Genomic DNA, 16,593 nt, shown 5'->3' with positions numbered 1-16,593 from the left:
TCCGCCCAATTTCGTCCTCTCCCGGGTGCGCGAATCCGTGCCAGCCCTATGCGGCGAAACGATGTCTCGCCGGCTATTGGATGGTGTCGATTGCGCTGGTCGACGAGCCGAAGTCGCCAAGGGTGCGGAACGACAGGTTGAAGCCGATGCTCTGCGTCACTTCCCTGGTGTTCAGGTCACGCGACTGCGAGTACGTCATCAGATAGGTGAAGCAGGAATCGTTGTAGGCGAAGCCGACCCCATCCTTGACCAGCAGGCTTTCCTGCAGATCATAGGTTCCTGTTCCGAACACGCGCCAGTTCTGGGCCAGATGCGTGGACGCACCCAGTGTGACCTCATGACGGTCGGTGGTGAAACCGTAGAGTGGCTGGGCCTGGATGAAGGCGTATCTGGCGCTCAACGACACCGGCAGGCCTGAATAGGCGGCCCTCAACTCGGCGCGGCGAACCTCGAAGGTCTGTTCGTCGAAGCGGCCGCTGACGGAGGCCGCGAATCCATTCGGGCTGTTGATACCGAACAGACCGACATAGTCGGACTTGGTGGTCTCAAGGCCCGAATAGGCGCCGACATTGACCAGATCCGGCGCGGCGAAGGAGTTCTCGCCGCCGATCTGATAGGACTGGCCGAAAATGGCATTCGTGCCCCAGCCATTGATGTAGGAGCCGGAATAGCGGAAGCCGACATTGGCGCGAGAGCCGCCTTCGATGCGGTCATAACCGGAGAACTTGTCGCGTTCGAACAGGGTGGTCGCGTCGAACACCATGCTCTGGGCGTCTTCATTCGGAACGGCGAGGCCGCCGACATATTGTTCGTTCGGACGCAGGAACACCTGCGCCATCGGCTCGATGACATGGCTGGATCCGCTGGCCATGGAAAACAGCAGCGGCCAGCGCATTTCAAGCCCGGCGGTTGCCATGTAGCGGGCGAATGACGAACGCATATCGTCCTGCACGCCCAAATTTGTCGCCATCTGATTGACGGCGGCGAGCGAGGCCGATGACGCATCGAGGTAGTCGACGTCGCCCTGCAGCGCCAGCAATGGTGTCAGCACCAGTCCGTTGTCGGTGACGAATGACCGCTTCCACTCGGCCTCGGCGGTCAGGCGGCCGGATTCGCCTTCAATGCCGCGCACGCGTTGGGTACCCGAAGCGGGCACGTAAGGGGTAAAGTAGGTCTCATCCAGTTCATCGCGATGCAGCACGCGCGAGTTGACATTGAGCGACAGCTGGCCGCCGGCGACCGCTACGTCGGGGATGTATGCATAGTCGAGCGACGGCAACACCCAGGGCTGCTGGTTGCTGCGCGCGGAGATATAGCTGTTGGGCGTGTTCTCCTGGACATCGAAATGCATGGCGCGCACATCGAAATAGTTGCGGCCGTTGAGCCCCGTCAGGTAGACCGCCGACTGATGTACGCCGGCATTGTACTTGTCGATGTTGTAGGTGCTCGAAAAGTCCTTGTCGGTCTGCAGCAGAACGTCCCAGCCGAAATTCCAGCGGTCGTTGATGGCGAACTGCCCCTGCGTGCCCATCATGCCGCGGAACTTGTTCGGATCGCCTGCCGCGCCCGAATCGATGTTGTGGCCACCGGTGGAAGGGAAAGCGGCGGTATCAATGAAGGCGTCGGGATTCTGCTGCTGGATCCCTGCGATCTTGAAACTGTATTCGCCATTGTTGAAACGCTGGCGCCACTCGGCCTCACCGAGGAAACCCTGCTTGGTGTAGCCGCTTCCCGTCACCGTCAGGTCATATGTCGGCGAAAGTGCGAAATAATAGGGAATCTTGACGCTGTAGCCCAGGTGGCTGTTGTAGCTGATGCCGGGGATCAGGAAGCCGCTCTTGCGCTTCACCGTCGGGTCGGCGATCTCGAACGCCGGCAGGTATGCGAGCGGAAAACCGAAGAATTCGAAATTCGCATTCTCGAAGCGAACCGTCTTCTTCTCGCCGTTCCAGATGATCTTCCTGGCCTTCACGCGCCAGGTCGGCGCCTTGTCGGGCTTGTCCTCGCACGGTTCGCAGGCGGTGTAGACGCCGTTGTGGAAGGTGGTCAGCACACCGCCCATGCGCTCGGCGCTTTCGGCGGCGAAATAAGCCTTGTCGATGGTTTCAACGCGCAACGCGTTGACGAAACCGTCGGCGAAATCATCGGTAATGTCGATATGCTGCGAATTGATCTTGGTGCCGTCGCTGTTGACGATCTCAACATTGCCGGTGGCAACCATCCGCTTGGTGTTGCGGTCGTATATGACCTTCTGGGCGACGAGGCGGTTGCCGCCATAGTCGATCTGCACACCACCGACAGCGGTCACCGTCTGGTTGTCGTTGTTGTAGACCAGCGTATCGGCGGCCAGCAGCATCTGCGAGCCGGCCGGAACGTTGGTCGCCATCTTGCCGACTTCCTGAGCGAAGGCAGGCAACGGCACGGCGCAAGCAAGCAGGCACGCCAAGGCGCTCGCCGCATAAAGGCGCGCCAAATTGGCCTGCCTGTCGCTGGGCAAAAACGCCTCCCTCACTAGCCGTCTTCCTTGTATAGCAGGAAAGTCACCCCGAAGAACATAGCTACCACGACCGGCACCCAGGCGGCTATGGCAGTCGGCACGAATCCCGCCACGCCGAATGCCTTCACCAGCACCGAAACGACATAAAGCAGAAACCCGGCAACGACGCCACCCAGAATCATCGTTGCCGATTGCCCCATCCTCGCAAATCGCATTGAAACTGTTGCCGCAATCAGCGTCATGGCGACGAGGAGGAACGGCAACGCCACCAGCGAATCAAACTGCATGGCAAAGGCATTTGCCTTGAGGCCGAAGGAGCGGGCAACCTCGATTTTTCCAGGCAGGTCGTAGAACGGAATGGTCTCCGGGCGCGCCAGCCGCTCTTGCACGAATTCAGGCTTCAGATTGGTCGGCACACGATCGCTGGCCGCGGGCAGGATGGTGCCGTTCCTGAAAGTCTTCACATCCTGCAATTCCCAATAGCCGTCCCGCAGATAGGCGCGGGCGGCGTCCTTGCGCTCGACGATATTGCCTTTCGGGTCGAGGATGAAGAAGACGACATCGGCCATCTCGAGGCCTTGGTTGAGGATGGCCCGCGCACCGATGATGGTGTCACCGGTACTGGTTTTCTGGCGAATCCAGGGGGCGGTATCGGCCGAAACCGTATTTGATTTGCCGGAGCGCAACTGGGTCTCGATCTGCTCGGACAAGGAGAAGGCATGCGCAGCGAGCGGGTTGATGAGCCCGACCGAGACAAAACCGAACAGCAACGCTCCGATGCAGCATGGCAAAAGGAATTGCCAGGCGGAAACGCCGGCGGACCGCGCGATGACCAGCTCGTAGCGGCGGTTGAGCGAAACCAGTGTCGCCATCGCAGAGAACAGGCCGACAAACGGCACCGTCTGCAGCATGATCATCGGCATGCGAAGGCCCGAAATGGCCACCGCCGTCCCATAGGTGAAACCGGGCAGGCCGGTGGTACGCCCGGACAGCTCGGTGAAATCGATCAGGAACACCAGCGCCAGCAGGCCCAGGAAGAACCAGATCGTGATCGTCACATAGCGGAAGAAGAAATACCGGCCCAGTGTCCAGCCCATCAGCTGATCCCCTGACCTGAAGTGCCGCGCCTGGACCAACGCAGTTTGAGGGCATTCCAGCCGTCACCGACGCGGCTGGCCAGGTTCGTCATCCAGTCCGCCCAGGCCACCGGCAGTTCCATGGTCCGGTTCGACACGATGAACCAGATGGCCACGGCGGAAGCCACGATAGGCACGCCATAGACCATATAGGTGTATTGCGGCACTTCATCGGCCTTGCTGGCGGCAAAGAAACCCAGCCAGCGCACGAACAGGGATATGGTGATCGCCGTGATCAAAGGATTGACGCGCGCCTCGCGATGCGAACGCGCATCGCCGGCGACCGCGAGCGCGATCAGCGCGAACACCATGGAATACAGCCATTCCGAAAACCGCTGGTCGATTTCCGCCCGGTATTCCTGGGGGTTCTGCTGATAGTTCTTGTCGTTGACATTCGGGTTGAGCAGGTACTGGGTTGTCTGGTCCTTTGGCAGCAGCGTTACTTGATTGGCTGCCGACATAAAAGCCGACATGTCGAAGGCATAGGAGGTGAACCGGATGACGCTGAGGTCGCCGGTTACCGTTTTTCGATGGATGACGCCGTCATTCATCATCAGCACTTTTTCACCGTTTCGCTCAACGATGCTGCCGGTCTTGGCGTAGTAGACGAGGTTGACACCTTCCTCGCGCGAATCCGCCACGAAGATGCCACCCAGCTTGTTGTCTGGAAGCCGCTCGCCAATCTGCAGGAACAGCCCGTCCTCGATCTTTCGGAACGTGCCTTCCTGGATGATCAGCGACAACAGGTCGGAGCGCGACTCCGCCACCAAAGCGCGGTTCTTCTGCCGTGCATAGGGGTCGATGCCATTGTCGACGGCAAAGGAAAAAACGCTGGCCGCAAGAGCCAGAAGCATGATTGGCCGCACGATCGTCCAGCGCGAGGCGCCGGCGGCGTTGACGACGGCGAGTTCGGAATCCGAATTCATGACACTGAGTGTCTGGGCGACCGCCACGACCAGCGCGAAAGGCACGACGATCGGGATGATCGACGGAAGAATGAGGGCGGCGACCTCGAAGAAGGTCAGCGACGACTGGCCGCTGTCGGTAACCAGATCGATCTTGGCCAGCACCTGCGTGGTCCACACGATGGCCAGCGTCCAGACCAGCGCTGCCAGGAAGACCACGAAAGCGCGGCGCATGATGTAGCGTTCAACGACCTTCATGAAGGCTTTACTCGATTTTCTCGAACGGCATCATGCCACCACGCTAAGGGTAGCTGCCCGGCGACGCCCGCACAACTGGCTCCGATGGGCTCGGTCAGGCAGGCGATCCGGTTCCCGTCCCACGTCGCGTGCCGCAATGGACCGGAGTGTCGGAGGGAATGGATAAGAAAGGGAAAACATCGATGGTTAACAACAAGTTGCGGCATGAAGCGGGGCCGTGCCGCGACGAATCGCCATCGATTCCAAGTGTCATATGGGTGGTCATTTTGGCAAAGTCTTGCCAAATGCCGGAAAACGACCAAATGTCGCGGATCACTTCAAACCGTTTCGCGCACCATCGCGCAATCCCCGAAAGCAGGACATGATGAACCCGAGACCGTCGATCGCCTTTGCAAAATTCGCCGCGCCTCAGACGGCGGCGAACAGGAAGGGCACAGTCTTCGTGCTGTCGGCGGATGACGGTGGTCTGAGCGATACGGCCAGGGCCTACGATCCCGGCAAAACGCTGGAACGCGCCTTTCCGGTGGCCGAGTTCACCGGCAAGTTCGCCGGCGTCGTCGAGATTCTGGCGCCGGAAGGAACGTCGCTCGACAGGCTGGTCGCGGTCGGCGCCGGCAAGGCGGCGGGGCTCGATGAATATGCCTGGCTGAAACTGGGCGGCACCATTGCGGCGTCGCTGCGCAAGGCAAGCGAGGTCGCCGTGGTGCTCGACCTGGTCGGCGCCTCGGCTGATGGCAAGGACGCCGCCAACCTTGCCGCGGGTATCCTCCTGCGCAGCTATTCCTTCGATAAATACAAGACCAGGAAGGACAAGGATGACGCAAAGGCCGATCCGAAGAAGGCGGTCAAGATAACCATCCACACCGCGGATCCGGCCGGCGCGAAGAAGGCTTTCGCCGAGACCGAGGCTGTGGTCGACGGCGTGCTTCTGGCGCGCGACCTCGTCAACGAACCGGCCAACGTGCTGGGACCGGTCGAGTTTGCCGCCCAGGCCAAGGAACTCGAGGCGCTCGGCGTCAAGGTCGAAATCCTGGCCGAGAAGGAGATGAAGAAGCTCGGCATGGGCTCGCTGCTCGGCGTCGCCCAAGGCTCGCCTCGCGGCGCCCGCATGGCGATCATGCAGTGGAACGGCGGCAAGCCCAAGGACAGCCCGATTGCCTTCGTCGGCAAGGGCGTCACCTTCGACACCGGCGGCAATTCGATAAAGCCGGCTTCGGGCATGGAGGATATGAAGGGCGACATGGGTGGCGCCGCCGCCGTCACCGGGTTGATGCATGCCTTGGCCGCGCGCAAGGCAAAGGCCAATGTCGTCGGCATCATCGGTCTTGTCGAGAACGCCGTCGACGGCCACGCCCAGCGTCCCGGCGACATAGTCACCTCGATGTCGGGTCAGACCATCGAGGTGCTCAACACCGACGCCGAAGGGCGCCTCGTGCTGGCCGACGCGCTGTGGTACTGCAACGATCGCTTCCAGCCGAAATTCATGGTCAATCTGGCGACGCTGACCGGCGCCATCATGGTCGCGCTCGGCCTGCATTATGCCGGCCTGTTCTCCAACAATGACGAACTGGCGGAGAGGCTGGCGGCGGCGGGGCAGGCGACGCAGGAACGGTTGTGGCGCATGCCGCTCGGCGCCGAATACGACAAGCTGATCGATTCCAAGAACGCCGACATGAAGAACATCGGCGGCCGCTATGGCGGCGCCATCATCGCCGCGCAATTCCTGCAGCGCTTCGTCAAGGACACGCCCTGGGCGCACCTCGACATTGCCGGCACGGCGATGGGTTCGCCGTCGAGCGAGATCAATCAGTCCTGGGGTTCAGGCTTCGGCGTGCGGCTGCTCGACCGGCTTGTGCGCGATCACTACGAAAGCTGACCTTGATCCATGGCCGACGTGCTGTTCTACCACCTGACCGAATCGACGCTGGAGGAGGCGCTGCCCGGCCTGCTCGAGCGCAGCGTCGATCGCGGCTGGCGCGCGGTGGTGCAGACCGGCACCGAGGAACGGCGTGACGCGCTCGATCAGCATCTGTGGACCTTCCGCGACGATTCGTTCCTGGCACACGCCACCGATCGCGAGGCTTATCCCGGCGAACAGCCTATCCTGTTGACCACCGGCGACGGCAATCCCAACGAGGCCAGGATAAGGTTCCTGGTCGACGGCGCGGCGCCGCCTGAGCTCAGCGGCTACGAGCGTGCCGTGTTCCTGTTCGACGGCCATGACGCCGCCCAGGTCGAGGCGGCCCGGGCGCATTGGAAGACGATGAAGGACGCGGGCCATGCCGTGACCTACTGGCAGCAGACATCTGACCGCCGCTGGGAGCGCAAAGCTTAGCGCGATGTATGGACGCAGACCTAAAGCTCGCCGTATGACTCCGGCGCGCTTTAGCCGATGCTTTGCCGCGGATGATAAGGCGCTACTCTCGTGCCTTGATCCGCTTCTGTTTCCGGCTGACGTAGTCGCCATATTTCAACTTCATGAACTCGTCCGCCAGGTTGCGATGCGAGCTCCTGAAGACGTACCAGTCGCCATCCGGTAACTTGCGCTGGTAGAGCACCCGGCCGGCCTGGCGATGTTCGAAGCAGGTGAGGGCGTTGGAGTCGCTCCCCGCACCATGCCATTTCGCCCGGAAGCAGAGCTTGCCTCCTCCGGGAATGAACCAGATCCCGTCACCGTAACCCAGCTTGCCCTTGTCTGAAGTCCAGGCGCTGAATTGACGCCGCTGCACGGCAAAATAACCCGCACCGTTTCGGCCCCACAGCCACGAGCGGTTCTTATACATCTGGTAGATGCCTTCGTCGGGCACCGCTTCGGCCTGCTTGGCCAGTTCTGCGACTTGCGCCGCCGTCTTGGCTACCGCCGGAATCTGGAAAGCCAGGACCGCCATGGAACAGGCAAGGGCTGTTCCAATGAAATTCCCCAGTACTCGTTTCACGACCCCACCCCTACAATTTTACGCTACGCTCAGTTTTTACGCTTGCATTTAAACAGAACGCTTAGGGCAGGACATGCTGGGTAACCCTCCAGTCGGGCAGCCCATAGCCACCCAGCCATGGCCACACTTCCTTCTGGTTGAAGTAGACGACCGACGTCAGGGCCGGAAATTCCGAATAGGACTTGCGGGAATCGGCCGCCCATTGCGAAACATATTCCTGCTTCCCGACATAGCCGAGTTCCGCCACTTCGATCGGCTTGTTGAAGCCCGCGACGCGGTCATAGCCTGGCTTCAGCGACTCGGCGAACGTACGGTCGCGGCCGGCCTCCTTATTGTCCTTTGTCTGCAGGCCGAACACCGACAGGCCGATGACGTCGACGTAATCGTCGCCAGGGTAGTATTTCTCCAGACCCTCTTCACCTTTGGGTGACCACATGTATTTGGCGGCCGGAGCAGCCTTGCGGCATAGATCGACCTCGCGCTTGTAGGCGGCGATCCAATCCTTGGGGGCCCAGTTGGCCCATGTGAAGCGGCCGTTCTTGTCCTCCATTTCCTGCGCCCAGCGAATGGTGACCGGGCTCTTCATGGCCCCCACCAGGTCGCAGATTGCCTGCATGTTGGCGTCATATTTGCCGCTCAAAATGCCGTCGCGCAGTTCGTTCGGGGTGATGCGCCAGTCCTTCGACCAGGTCCAAGGCTCGATGGTGATCAAGAGCGACCGGTTCCGCTGAAGGGCATAGGCATCGGCCAAGGGAAGGGTCGCCAGATCGACGTCTTCCCACGGCAGGAACAACTCCTCGATGCTGGCGGTCTTGTCGGCGCTGAAGTCGCCGTAGGGATCATAGGATCCGAACGCCGACGCGGCGCTGCTCGTCTGAACGGGGTCCGTCGCAGCCGCGGAGCCAGCGCCTCCCACAGTCGGGAATGCCATGCTTCCACCCAATGCCAGCGCGATTGCAAGTGCACTTGCCGCATAGTTTTTCATGTTTGTTCTCCCATCGCCTGAACTTCCCGCGGAAGTCAAAGCGTCGCCACTGCGCATCGATGTGTGCTCGACGCGACTACCCAAGACCCATCGGCTCAGTTGGGGGAATCTGTGGGATTTCGGAGCGATTGGTGGCGTGCGACCCGTCGCACAGAACCCACCTAACAATTATCTCTCAAGGTACCGACACAAGGCTACAGAGAGAGATTTCGCCGCGATACTCACAAATTCGCGTCAACATCCCGATATATCATCCCTGCCTAATTTAAGAGCCGGTCGGGACCAAGAGTCAAGTGCAATTAACGGTTGCTTAACCATGGCATTCGCAACATGGTTAACGCTGCTTTTGGGCCACGACGGTCCGTGGGATCTGGTCCCAATCGGTAAATTCTCCAGCAGGAGATATTTTCCAGCTCGCCCTTTTAGCGCTGCCCGGTGCCGGGCGCTCCATGGAATTCGTCCTGCGATTCAAGGCGTTAGGTTAACCAGTTCTCAAGAAGCATAGTTAACGCACTCTTAATTTAGTTGACTCTAAAGGATCCTGGGCGGATTCTGGAGCCGGGTTTGAAGGCTGTCGGCCGTAGTTCGGCTGACGCTCAGAATGGCGGCGGTAAGTGTATGAGTGTTTCCGCGGACGTAGGAACCATCAGCGGTAAGACCAGGCCGACACGGCGGCATGGGACCACCCTGGCCAAGACAGCGCAGACGGCTCGCTATCTCGTGCCCGTCCTGTCGGCCACCCAGCAATGGATCCTGAGGCTCGGCCTGGCTTTCTGGTTCGTCACCCTTGGCTTTTTCTGGGTCTGGTGGCTGAAGCCGGAACATGTCGAACACATCGGACCATTCACCTTTGCCACGCTCGTGCTGGCCTGGCTGACCTTAATGCCGATGTACTTCCTGCTCAACGTGCACGCGTCGAGGAAACCGTCCAAGCATTACAGTATCCCGAAGCGTTCGCGGGTCGCCATGGTTGTCACCAAGGCCCCGTCGGAGCCCTTCGCCGTGGTTGCGCGAACGTTGGAGGCAATGCTCGCGCAGGACTATCCGCATGATACCTGGCTGGCCGACGAGGACCCGTCCGAGGAGACGGTCCGCTGGTGCGAAGCCCGCGGCGTGCTGATATCGACGCGGCGCGGCAGGGAAGACTACCACCGCAAGACATGGCCGCGCCGCACCCGCTGCAAGGAAGGCAACCTGGCCTTCTTCTATGACCACTATGGTTATGAGCGTTACGATTTCGTCGCGCAGATGGACGCCGACCATGTGCCGACGCCGACCTATCTCAGGGAAATCCTTTATCCCTTCGCTGATCCTGCGGTCGGCTATGTCTCGGCGCCGAGCATCTGCGACAACAATGCCGCCGAAAGCTGGTCAGCGCGCGGCCGGCTGTTTCCGGAAGGAATGTTCCACGGCCCCTTGCAATCCGGTCATACCGGCGGCGGGGCGCCGCTCTGCATCGGCTCACACTATGCCGTGCGAACCAAGGCGCTGAAGCAGGCTGGCGGTCTCGGTCCGGAACTGGCCGAGGATCATTCCACCTCGATGTTGATCAACGCGGCCGGATGGCGCGGCGTCCATGCGATCGACGCTATCGCCCATGGCGACGGCCCGCAAACCTTTGCCGATCTTGTCACCCAGGAATTCCAGTGGTCGCGCAGCCTGATGACGATCCTGCTCGAATATTCGCCGACATATTTTCCCAAACTGTCGCCGAGATTGCGGTTCCAGTTCCTGTTCTGCCAACTCTGGTATCCGCTGTTCGCCGTCTTTGCGCTGCTGATGTACGCAATGCCGATGTATGCGCTGTTCACCGGGCGCAATTTTGCCAATGTCATGTATGCCGACTTCCTCTTCTACTACCTGCCCAACTCCGTCGCCCTGGTTGGCCTGGTGGTGATGCTGAAAGCATTCGGCCTCTCGCGGCCGATGACGGCCAAGACGATCAGTTGGGAAGGCACGCTGTTCCTGTTCTTCGCACGCTGGCCGTGGGTGCTGGCCGGCACGCTGTCGTCGGTGCGCGACTATCTGACCAAGTCGTTCGTGGATTTCCGTGTGACGCCCAAGGGCAGCGGCCCCAAGCACCTTCTGCCGGCTCGCGTCTTCGCTCCGTATGTGGTGTTGGCGATCGGAGCGGCGCTGCCGGTTCTGCTCGTCGACCACCCCTTCGACGCCACCGGCTTTTACTGGTTCGCCGCACTCAATGCCTTCCTTTACGGGCTTCTGGTCGTGGTCATCGTCGTAAGGCATGTCATTGAGAACAAGATCCCCCTGCGTGCCAACGCTGCCAAACTCGCCTTCCAGGCATCGCTCACGATGCTGGCGCTTGTCGTGCCGGCCATGGGTTTCTACGACCGTGGTATGGAGGGCGTGTACGGGCTGCAGCAAGGCGCCGGCGGCTTTCGCATCGTCCGCATCGCCTATGTGGTTTCCGGCGCCGGCCAGGGCAACATCGGCGGCCGCAATTTCTACTTCGATCCCGGTTGGGAAACGCGGCGCTGACGCCCAGAGCCTTGCGCGCAAAGAGCTCTCCTGAACTGCATTCAACTTGATGGATGGCCTCGATTGCTGGCCGGTGACCTGCTGCAGCTCCAGGCACGAAAATAAGATCAAATTTTAATAATATCCGACCGAGCGCCGAAAGGCGGCACTGACCATGCCGTTTGCGCGAATTTTAATAAGTATCCTCTAATATTTGGACATGATGTGAATGGCGGTTGGTCGTTCACACTGCGCGGAAGACACCAAAGAAAAATATCTCCGCGTCCAATCGACTTGCATTTATCGGCAGGGGATAGGTGATGAACAAATTCGTGAGGGGTTTGGCTGCTAAGGGCAGAAAAAATGCCTGGTCTATAGCTGCCGTTGCATTGATCTCGATGGTTTCCGGTTGCCAGAGCATGGACGCGACCACGACCGGCTCACTCGCCGGCAAGCCTGCGGTGCATGCGCCGGTCAAGAAGATTCACTACATCGGCAAGAAGCGGTCCCATGTGTTCAGCCGCAAGCGCCTCATGCAGACCACCAGCGTGACGCGCACGACCGAAACGGCCTACGCCGCTTTCGTGCGGCCGCAGCGGGCCGGGATCATCAAGCCTGCTCCGGTGAGGGTTTCTTACAAGCTGGGCGATGGCGGCCCACTACTTGGCCATTCACCCTGGATCTGCGGTCCGAGCGGATTTGGCCAGCGCGCGGCTTGCCGCGCCCGCTAGCAGGAGTTCGGCGGGGGACTGGAATCCGGGCGCGAGAGGGGGAGGCGGTGCGGGCCGCGCACCCACCCCTCGCGCCCGGATTTCCATTCGTGCCGATACCAATCGACGAATGCCTTCGATCCCTCTTCGATCGTCCCTCGTGGCTTGACGTCGAAGTCTCACGTCGGCAAGTGTTTGCGGGGCTTGTCGACCCCTCATCCTGAAGCACTTCGTTACGGCTCAAAAGGTTGACATCGGTCTTTGCCCGGCTGTTAATGCTCGTAAAGCCAGATGCTGACCGCGCGGCCTGGGAAACCCAGCGCTGCGTCGATAGGGAGAACGCTCCGTGGCGGTGCGTCCTGGGTCACGATCGTGTCGGCGCTACGCTGGATCGAGATGCGAAAACCGAAATGCGACCGCTGATTATGCCGACAGTTTCGACCGGATTGCCCTGGCCTCGCACAGGTAGAGAGCGGGAACGCGGCCAATCTGCCAGGCGCATATGGCTTGTGCCTCTGCTGGTCGTTTGTGGCCAGTTGGCGCTTGCCGGAGCGGCTCACGCGACCGACGAAAAGAAGCCGAAGCCTGCGGAAGCAGCCGCTACCGTGCCGACGGCTTTTGATCTGCAGCTTCTCTACACTGACCGCACATGGCTATGGAAAGACGGAGCGGCCTATTTCGGAAAGGTCGGCCGCCCATTCCGGGCGTGGACGTCGGGGCAGGATTCAGCCTCCGTCGCCGAGGGCAGATGGCTGGTGACCAAAGACGGCCAGATGTGCATGGAAGTCGCCTGGCGATCCAAGAGCTACAAGGGCAAGCTGCAGCGCACCTGCTACAGCCACCGCATCAAGGGCGGGACCATTGAGCAGCGCAAGGATCCGGATGGGGAATGGTACAGTTTCAAACGAACTCCCGAAGACCCTTCTGACGAATACCGGAAATTCGTGGCGGGCGACACCAAGGGCACGCAGTTCGAAGAGACCCGCAAGCTGATCGATGCCAAGAATTAATGCATGTCGCCCAAAAGTGACCTCGGTTTTGGGAGAACGACATGCATAAAAAACAAAGACTTAAAGCGCATCGCCTGGATCCGCTTCGCCGCGACGCGCTTTAGGTCGTGTTTCAGCCGCACTGAGCCGGCAGTAGCTTGTGGCATGCTTGCATGAGCGTTGACGCAGTCCGCGATTGCGCGATCCGCTCCGGATCCATCTCGACGGTCGAGCAAACCCCAAATCCGTCCCTGGTTTGACTGTGGGCTGCCTTTGCCGACGCCTGTCAACGAACGTGCGAATCGCTTATGCTGAAGCATCAAGCGGTTCGGCTGGAGCAGTCGGCGCGCCGACCGCCGGTTGATCGCATTCAATTTCATCTTACGGACGACGAGACGGTGGGCTTACCATAGGGTTTCATTAAATTTAATAATTAGTGATGTCTAATGTTCATGCGTGATGTGCGAGTGGTTGCCCGCGCGGCGTGGAAGCGACGGAGGCATGGTATGTCGCAATACGCCCTTGGCTTATACTTGATAACAAGGGACACATGATGAACAAATCCGCAATGGGCGCATTTCGCCCAAGCAAAAATATAGCATCTATTGTTGCGGTTGTGGCGATGATCTCTGCGATTGCAGGCTGTCAGGGTATGGATGCGACCGAAACCAATTCGGTCTTCATCAAGCCTGTGGTCCACCCGGTCCGCAGCAAACCGGCGGTCCTGCCGGTTTACGCCATGTCCACGGTTCATTCGCTTAGAGCCGAGCCTCAGATTCTGATGACGAGCGCGATACAGACGACTGAAAGTGATTATGCTTTTGCATCATCACCGCCGATCAAGGTTCGCACGCCGGGGCCCGTGAAGATCGCTTTCAATCCTGGCGATGATGGTCCGTTGCTGGGCGGTTCGCCTTATATTTGCAGTCCCAGCGGATTTGGCCAACGCGCAAGTTGCCACCCTCGCTATCTCTGATCTAGCCAGCCGCGACGGATGCTGCCGCCTCGCTTGGCGGCAGTTTCGCCGATTTTGTCTGTAGCCCGAAGAATGGCGCCGCCGTCCTGACGATCGTGTCGATGTCGGAAAGCTGCGGCACAAAGCCAAGCTGCGTACGCGCCTTGCCCGGATCGGCATAGAGCTCGGCCGGATCTCCGGGGCGCCGGGCTCTGAAGACGGCCGGAACCGGTCTAGAGGTTATCCGGCTGACCGCCTGTACGATCTCCTTGATGGATACGCCTCGCCCGGTGCCAAGGTTGACCGCCAGGCTTTGTCCGCCGCCCTCGAGGTGTTGGAGCGCTTTCAGGTGGGCGCGGGCCAAGTCGCTGACATGGATATAGTCGCGCACGCAGGTGCCGTCCGGCGTATCATAGTCCGTGCCGAAGACCTCGATTTCGTCGATGATGCCAGACGCAGCCATCAGCACCCTGGGAACCAGATGCGTTTCCGGTGAATGCCATTCGCCGAGTTCGCCGTCTGGATCGGCACCGCAAGCATTGAAATAGCGCAGGATTGCGAATTTCATCCCGTATGCCGACGCATAGTCGCCAATGATCTGTTCGCCCATCAGCTTGGTGCGCCCGTAAGGGCTGATCGGGTTTTGCGAGGAGGTCTCGCGAACGGGCAACGCTTCCGGCACGCCGTAGGTTGCGCAGCTGCTGGAGAAGATGATGTTTTCAATGGCATGTGCACGCGCCGCATCGAGCACGGCGATGGTGCCGGCCACATTGGTCGAATAATAGTCGGCCGGCTCGTGAACGGATTCTCCGACATAGGCCAGCGCCGCGAAGTGGATGACCGCCGTCGGACTGTATGTCCCGATCGCCGCCCGCAGCGCATCCCCGTCGCGGATATCGCCGACGACAAGCGGACCCCAGGCGACGGATTTCCGGTTGCCGCGGCACAGATTGTCAAAAGCCACGGGCAGATAGCCGGCGGCGGCGAGCTGCTTGCAGGTGTGACTGCCGATGAAGCCCGCTCCGCCTGTTACCAGGATCGCCGGTCGGCTCATGAAGCCGCGGCCCCTGTGATCATCCGGCTGCCATAGAGCAGGGTGTCGAAATAGTCGACGGTGTGCGCGAGCCCCTGGGCTAGGTTGATCTTCGGCTCCCAGCCGAGATTGTCCCTGGCGAAGGAAATATCCGGTTTGCGCTGCCTGGGGTCGTCGACGGGCAGCGGCCGATGCACGATCTTCGATCGGGAGTTGGTGTAGCCGACGACCAGCGTCGCGAGCTCCATGATGGTGAATTCGCCGGGGTTGCCGAGATTGACCGGATGGGCAGGCGCACGCGGCGCATTCATCAGCCGCATGAAGCCTTCGATCAGGTCGTCGGCATAACAGAAGGAGCGGGTCTGCAGGCCGCTGCCATAGACGGTCAGGTCTTCGCCGCGCAAAGCCTGGACGATGAAGTTCGAGACCACACGCCCGTCATCGGGTTGCATGCGGCGACCATAGGTGTTGAAGATACGGGCAACGCGGATGTCGAGCCCGTATGTCCGCGAATAGTCGAAGAACAGGGTTTCCGCCGAACGCTTGCCTTCATCATAGCAGGACCGCGGTCCATGCGTGTTGACGTTGCCGAAATAGCTCTCGGGCTGCGGGTGCACGATCGGGTCGCCATAGACCTCCGAAGTCGAGGCCTGGAATATCTTGGCGTTGTTCCGGCGCGCGAGCTCCAGAAGGTTCAGCGAACCGAGCACGCTCGTCTTGAACGTATGGATCGGGTCCGCCTGATAGTGCGGCGGAGAGGCAGGGCAGGCGAGATTATAGATCTCGTCGCACTCAAGGCCGACAGGCAGCGGGTCGACGATGTCGTGCTCGATGCAGGTGAACCTGGGATTACGCAGAAGGGCATTGAGATTGTATTTTTTTCCGGTGTGGAAATTGTCTAGAGCGACGACGTCATACCCATCCCGCAACAGCCGTTCGCACAGATGCGACCCCAGGAAGCCCGCGCCTCCGGCAACCAGGGCGCGACGTCGCTTTTGCTGGGGCTCCCTTTGATCGCTTCCGGAGCCCAGTTTCAGAACCTTGATGACCTTGCTCATGCTTTCCCCTTACGCAACGCGCACGCTACCGCCGAGCCGGGACAAACAGTCCGGCCACGCCTTCAGAACGTGACAAACCCTCCGCATCAGCGGATTCGCCAACATGATGTGCGTTAATTGTTCTCTGGGTTCGCCGGGCTGGTGCACACGGCTTTTACGTGCCGCTGCTCACACCCGTATATGCACCCAAAATCGCGATCACCCGCTCGGTGCCATCATCGTCGATTGCTCGCCCAAATTGCACATCCCAACGCATTGAAAATATACCTGTGGAGAACATAGTCAACTAAATTAGCTTCTCGTTAACTACAACAATTTCCGAATGGTTAACCGTTGGCGGGTTCGTGACGGCAACGCGAGTCGTGAATTCCGAAGAAAGATAATCTTTTTAGATCAATAAGTTGGACCTAGAGATGAAACATGCCGTCGGCATAACGAGGTGTCTGACCGCACTATTCGGGCCTGACAACCCAGCGAGGCTGCGGTCACCACTCCTGCGCATCTCGGCCCGTGTCTCAAGCAGTATATCTAAATGAAAGCCAGATTGGGTGACCCCCAACGGGCGTCAAACCTTCTGAGCGCAATGAGCTTGTTGGCCAAAGCCACTCGGGCTGCAAACGTAAACGTCAGGACGTTTATGCAAAAACTCCGCA

At 60.1% G+C, this 16,593-nt stretch carries 14 protein-coding genes; 6 read left to right on the top strand and 8 right to left on the bottom strand.

Annotated features, from left to right (window positions below):
* Positions 1-73: 73 nt before the first annotated feature.
* Genes AC1DX4_RS05550 through lptF form a run of 3 tightly spaced genes read right to left on the bottom strand, consistent with a single transcriptional unit; the run spans position 74 to position 4,796 of the window.
* Positions 74-2,512, bottom strand: coding sequence for an LPS-assembly protein LptD (locus AC1DX4_RS05550; RefSeq protein ID WP_477219376.1), 2,439 nt, complete (start codon positions 2,510-2,512; stop codon positions 74-76).
* Entirely contained in the window at positions 2,512-3,597 is a 1,086-nt protein-coding gene (gene lptG, locus AC1DX4_RS05545; RefSeq protein ID WP_477219777.1) for an LPS export ABC transporter permease LptG, read from the bottom strand. The genes AC1DX4_RS05550 and lptG overlap by 1 nt, the downstream gene beginning before the upstream one ends.
* A complete protein-coding gene (lptF, locus tag AC1DX4_RS05540) occupies positions 3,594-4,796 on the bottom strand; it encodes an LPS export ABC transporter permease LptF (RefSeq protein WP_477219375.1) in 1,203 nt (400 codons plus the stop codon). Before lptF ends, lptG begins: the two co-directional genes overlap by 4 nt.
* Positions 4,797-5,160: 364 nt before the next feature.
* Between lptF and AC1DX4_RS05535 the strand changes: the two genes are divergently transcribed.
* Both AC1DX4_RS05535 and AC1DX4_RS05530 read left to right on the top strand, forming a co-directional pair.
* Positions 5,161-6,672: a leucyl aminopeptidase gene (locus AC1DX4_RS05535; RefSeq protein ID WP_477219374.1), complete on the top strand. Its 1,512-nt coding sequence runs from the start codon at positions 5,161-5,163 to the stop codon at positions 6,670-6,672.
* Between the two features lie 9 nt (positions 6,673-6,681).
* Entirely contained in the window at positions 6,682-7,131 is a 450-nt protein-coding gene (locus AC1DX4_RS05530; RefSeq protein ID WP_477219373.1) for a DNA polymerase III subunit chi, read from the top strand.
* Between the two features lie 82 nt (positions 7,132-7,213).
* Here the strand turns inward: AC1DX4_RS05530 and AC1DX4_RS05525 are convergent, their stop codons facing one another.
* Both AC1DX4_RS05525 and AC1DX4_RS05520 read right to left on the bottom strand, forming a co-directional pair.
* Positions 7,214-7,732: a DUF995 domain-containing protein gene (locus tag AC1DX4_RS05525; RefSeq protein ID WP_477219372.1), complete on the bottom strand. Its 519-nt coding sequence runs from the start codon at positions 7,730-7,732 to the stop codon at positions 7,214-7,216.
* 61 nt (positions 7,733-7,793) lie between these two features.
* Positions 7,794-8,663, bottom strand: coding sequence for a glycoside hydrolase family 26 protein (locus AC1DX4_RS05520; protein ID WP_477219776.1), 870 nt, complete (start codon positions 8,661-8,663; stop codon positions 7,794-7,796).
* A gap of 672 nt (positions 8,664-9,335) precedes the next feature.
* Here AC1DX4_RS05520 and AC1DX4_RS05515 point away from each other — a divergent pair.
* The gene (locus tag AC1DX4_RS05515) at positions 9,336-11,216 is read left to right on the top strand and encodes a glycosyltransferase family 2 protein (RefSeq protein WP_477219371.1); all 1,881 of its coding nucleotides are present in this window, start codon (positions 9,336-9,338) and stop codon (positions 11,214-11,216) included.
* Between the two features lie 223 nt (positions 11,217-11,439).
* On the opposite strand, the gene AC1DX4_RS05510 is transcribed toward AC1DX4_RS05515, so the two are convergent.
* The gene (locus AC1DX4_RS05510; protein ID WP_477219370.1) at positions 11,440-11,616 is read right to left on the bottom strand and encodes a hypothetical protein; all 177 of its coding nucleotides are present in this window, start codon (positions 11,614-11,616) and stop codon (positions 11,440-11,442) included.
* On the opposite strand from AC1DX4_RS05510, the gene AC1DX4_RS05505 reads away from it, so the two are divergent.
* The 3 genes from AC1DX4_RS05505 (at position 11,615) to AC1DX4_RS05495 (ending at position 13,870) form a co-directional block, all read left to right on the top strand.
* Complete coding sequence (locus tag AC1DX4_RS05505; RefSeq protein ID WP_477219369.1) at positions 11,615-11,926, top strand: hypothetical protein; 312 nt, start codon at positions 11,615-11,617, stop codon at positions 11,924-11,926. The genes AC1DX4_RS05510 and AC1DX4_RS05505 overlap by 2 nt on opposite strands.
* Positions 11,927-12,441: 515 nt before the next feature.
* Complete coding sequence (locus AC1DX4_RS05500; protein WP_477219368.1) at positions 12,442-12,915, top strand: DUF995 domain-containing protein; 474 nt, start codon at positions 12,442-12,444, stop codon at positions 12,913-12,915.
* Positions 12,916-13,444: 529 nt separating this feature from the next.
* Positions 13,445-13,870, top strand: a complete 426-nt coding sequence (locus tag AC1DX4_RS05495; RefSeq protein ID WP_477219367.1) for a hypothetical protein — start codon at positions 13,445-13,447, stop codon at positions 13,868-13,870.
* 1 nt (position 13,871) lies between these two features.
* Here AC1DX4_RS05495 and galE read toward each other — a convergent pair whose 3' ends face one another.
* Both galE and AC1DX4_RS05485 read right to left on the bottom strand, forming a co-directional pair.
* Complete coding sequence (galE, locus tag AC1DX4_RS05490; protein WP_477219366.1) at positions 13,872-14,903, bottom strand: UDP-glucose 4-epimerase GalE; 1,032 nt, start codon at positions 14,901-14,903, stop codon at positions 13,872-13,874.
* Entirely contained in the window at positions 14,900-15,940 is a 1,041-nt protein-coding gene (locus AC1DX4_RS05485) for a UDP-glucuronic acid decarboxylase family protein (RefSeq protein ID WP_477219365.1), read from the bottom strand. The genes galE and AC1DX4_RS05485 overlap by 4 nt, the downstream gene beginning before the upstream one ends.
* Between the last annotated feature and the right edge of the window lie 653 nt (positions 15,941-16,593).

Source organism: Mesorhizobium sp. P3_A8, from assembly GCF_056402995.1.
Note: the sequence above shows the minus strand (reverse complement) of the source record. Positions and strands in the feature narration are given on the sequence as shown.

What these genes read in the sequence shown, in the direction of transcription:
- lptF (WP_477219375.1), bottom strand. Translation starts at nt 4,796, where the DNA reads ATGAAGGTCGTTGAACGCTACATCATGCGCCGCGCTTTCGTGGTCTTC.
- AC1DX4_RS05535 (WP_477219374.1), top strand. Translation starts at nt 5,161, where the DNA reads ATGAACCCGAGACCGTCGATCGCCTTTGCAAAATTCGCCGCGCCTCAG.
- AC1DX4_RS05530 (WP_477219373.1), top strand. Translation starts at nt 6,682, where the DNA reads ATGGCCGACGTGCTGTTCTACCACCTGACCGAATCGACGCTGGAGGAG.
- AC1DX4_RS05520 (WP_477219776.1), bottom strand. Translation starts at nt 8,663, where the DNA reads ATGGCATTCCCGACTGTGGGAGGCGCTGGCTCCGCGGCTGCGACGGAC.
- AC1DX4_RS05515 (WP_477219371.1), top strand. Translation starts at nt 9,336, where the DNA reads ATGAGTGTTTCCGCGGACGTAGGAACCATCAGCGGTAAGACCAGGCCG.
- AC1DX4_RS05505 (WP_477219369.1), top strand. Translation starts at nt 11,615, where the DNA reads ATGGACGCGACCACGACCGGCTCACTCGCCGGCAAGCCTGCGGTGCAT.
- AC1DX4_RS05510 (WP_477219370.1), bottom strand. Translation starts at nt 11,616, where the DNA reads ATGCTCTGGCAACCGGAAACCATCGAGATCAATGCAACGGCAGCTATA.
- AC1DX4_RS05495 (WP_477219367.1), top strand. Translation starts at nt 13,445, where the DNA reads ATGATGAACAAATCCGCAATGGGCGCATTTCGCCCAAGCAAAAATATA.
- galE (WP_477219366.1), bottom strand. Translation starts at nt 14,903, where the DNA reads ATGAGCCGACCGGCGATCCTGGTAACAGGCGGAGCGGGCTTCATCGGC.
- AC1DX4_RS05485 (WP_477219365.1), bottom strand. Translation starts at nt 15,940, where the DNA reads ATGAGCAAGGTCATCAAGGTTCTGAAACTGGGCTCCGGAAGCGATCAA.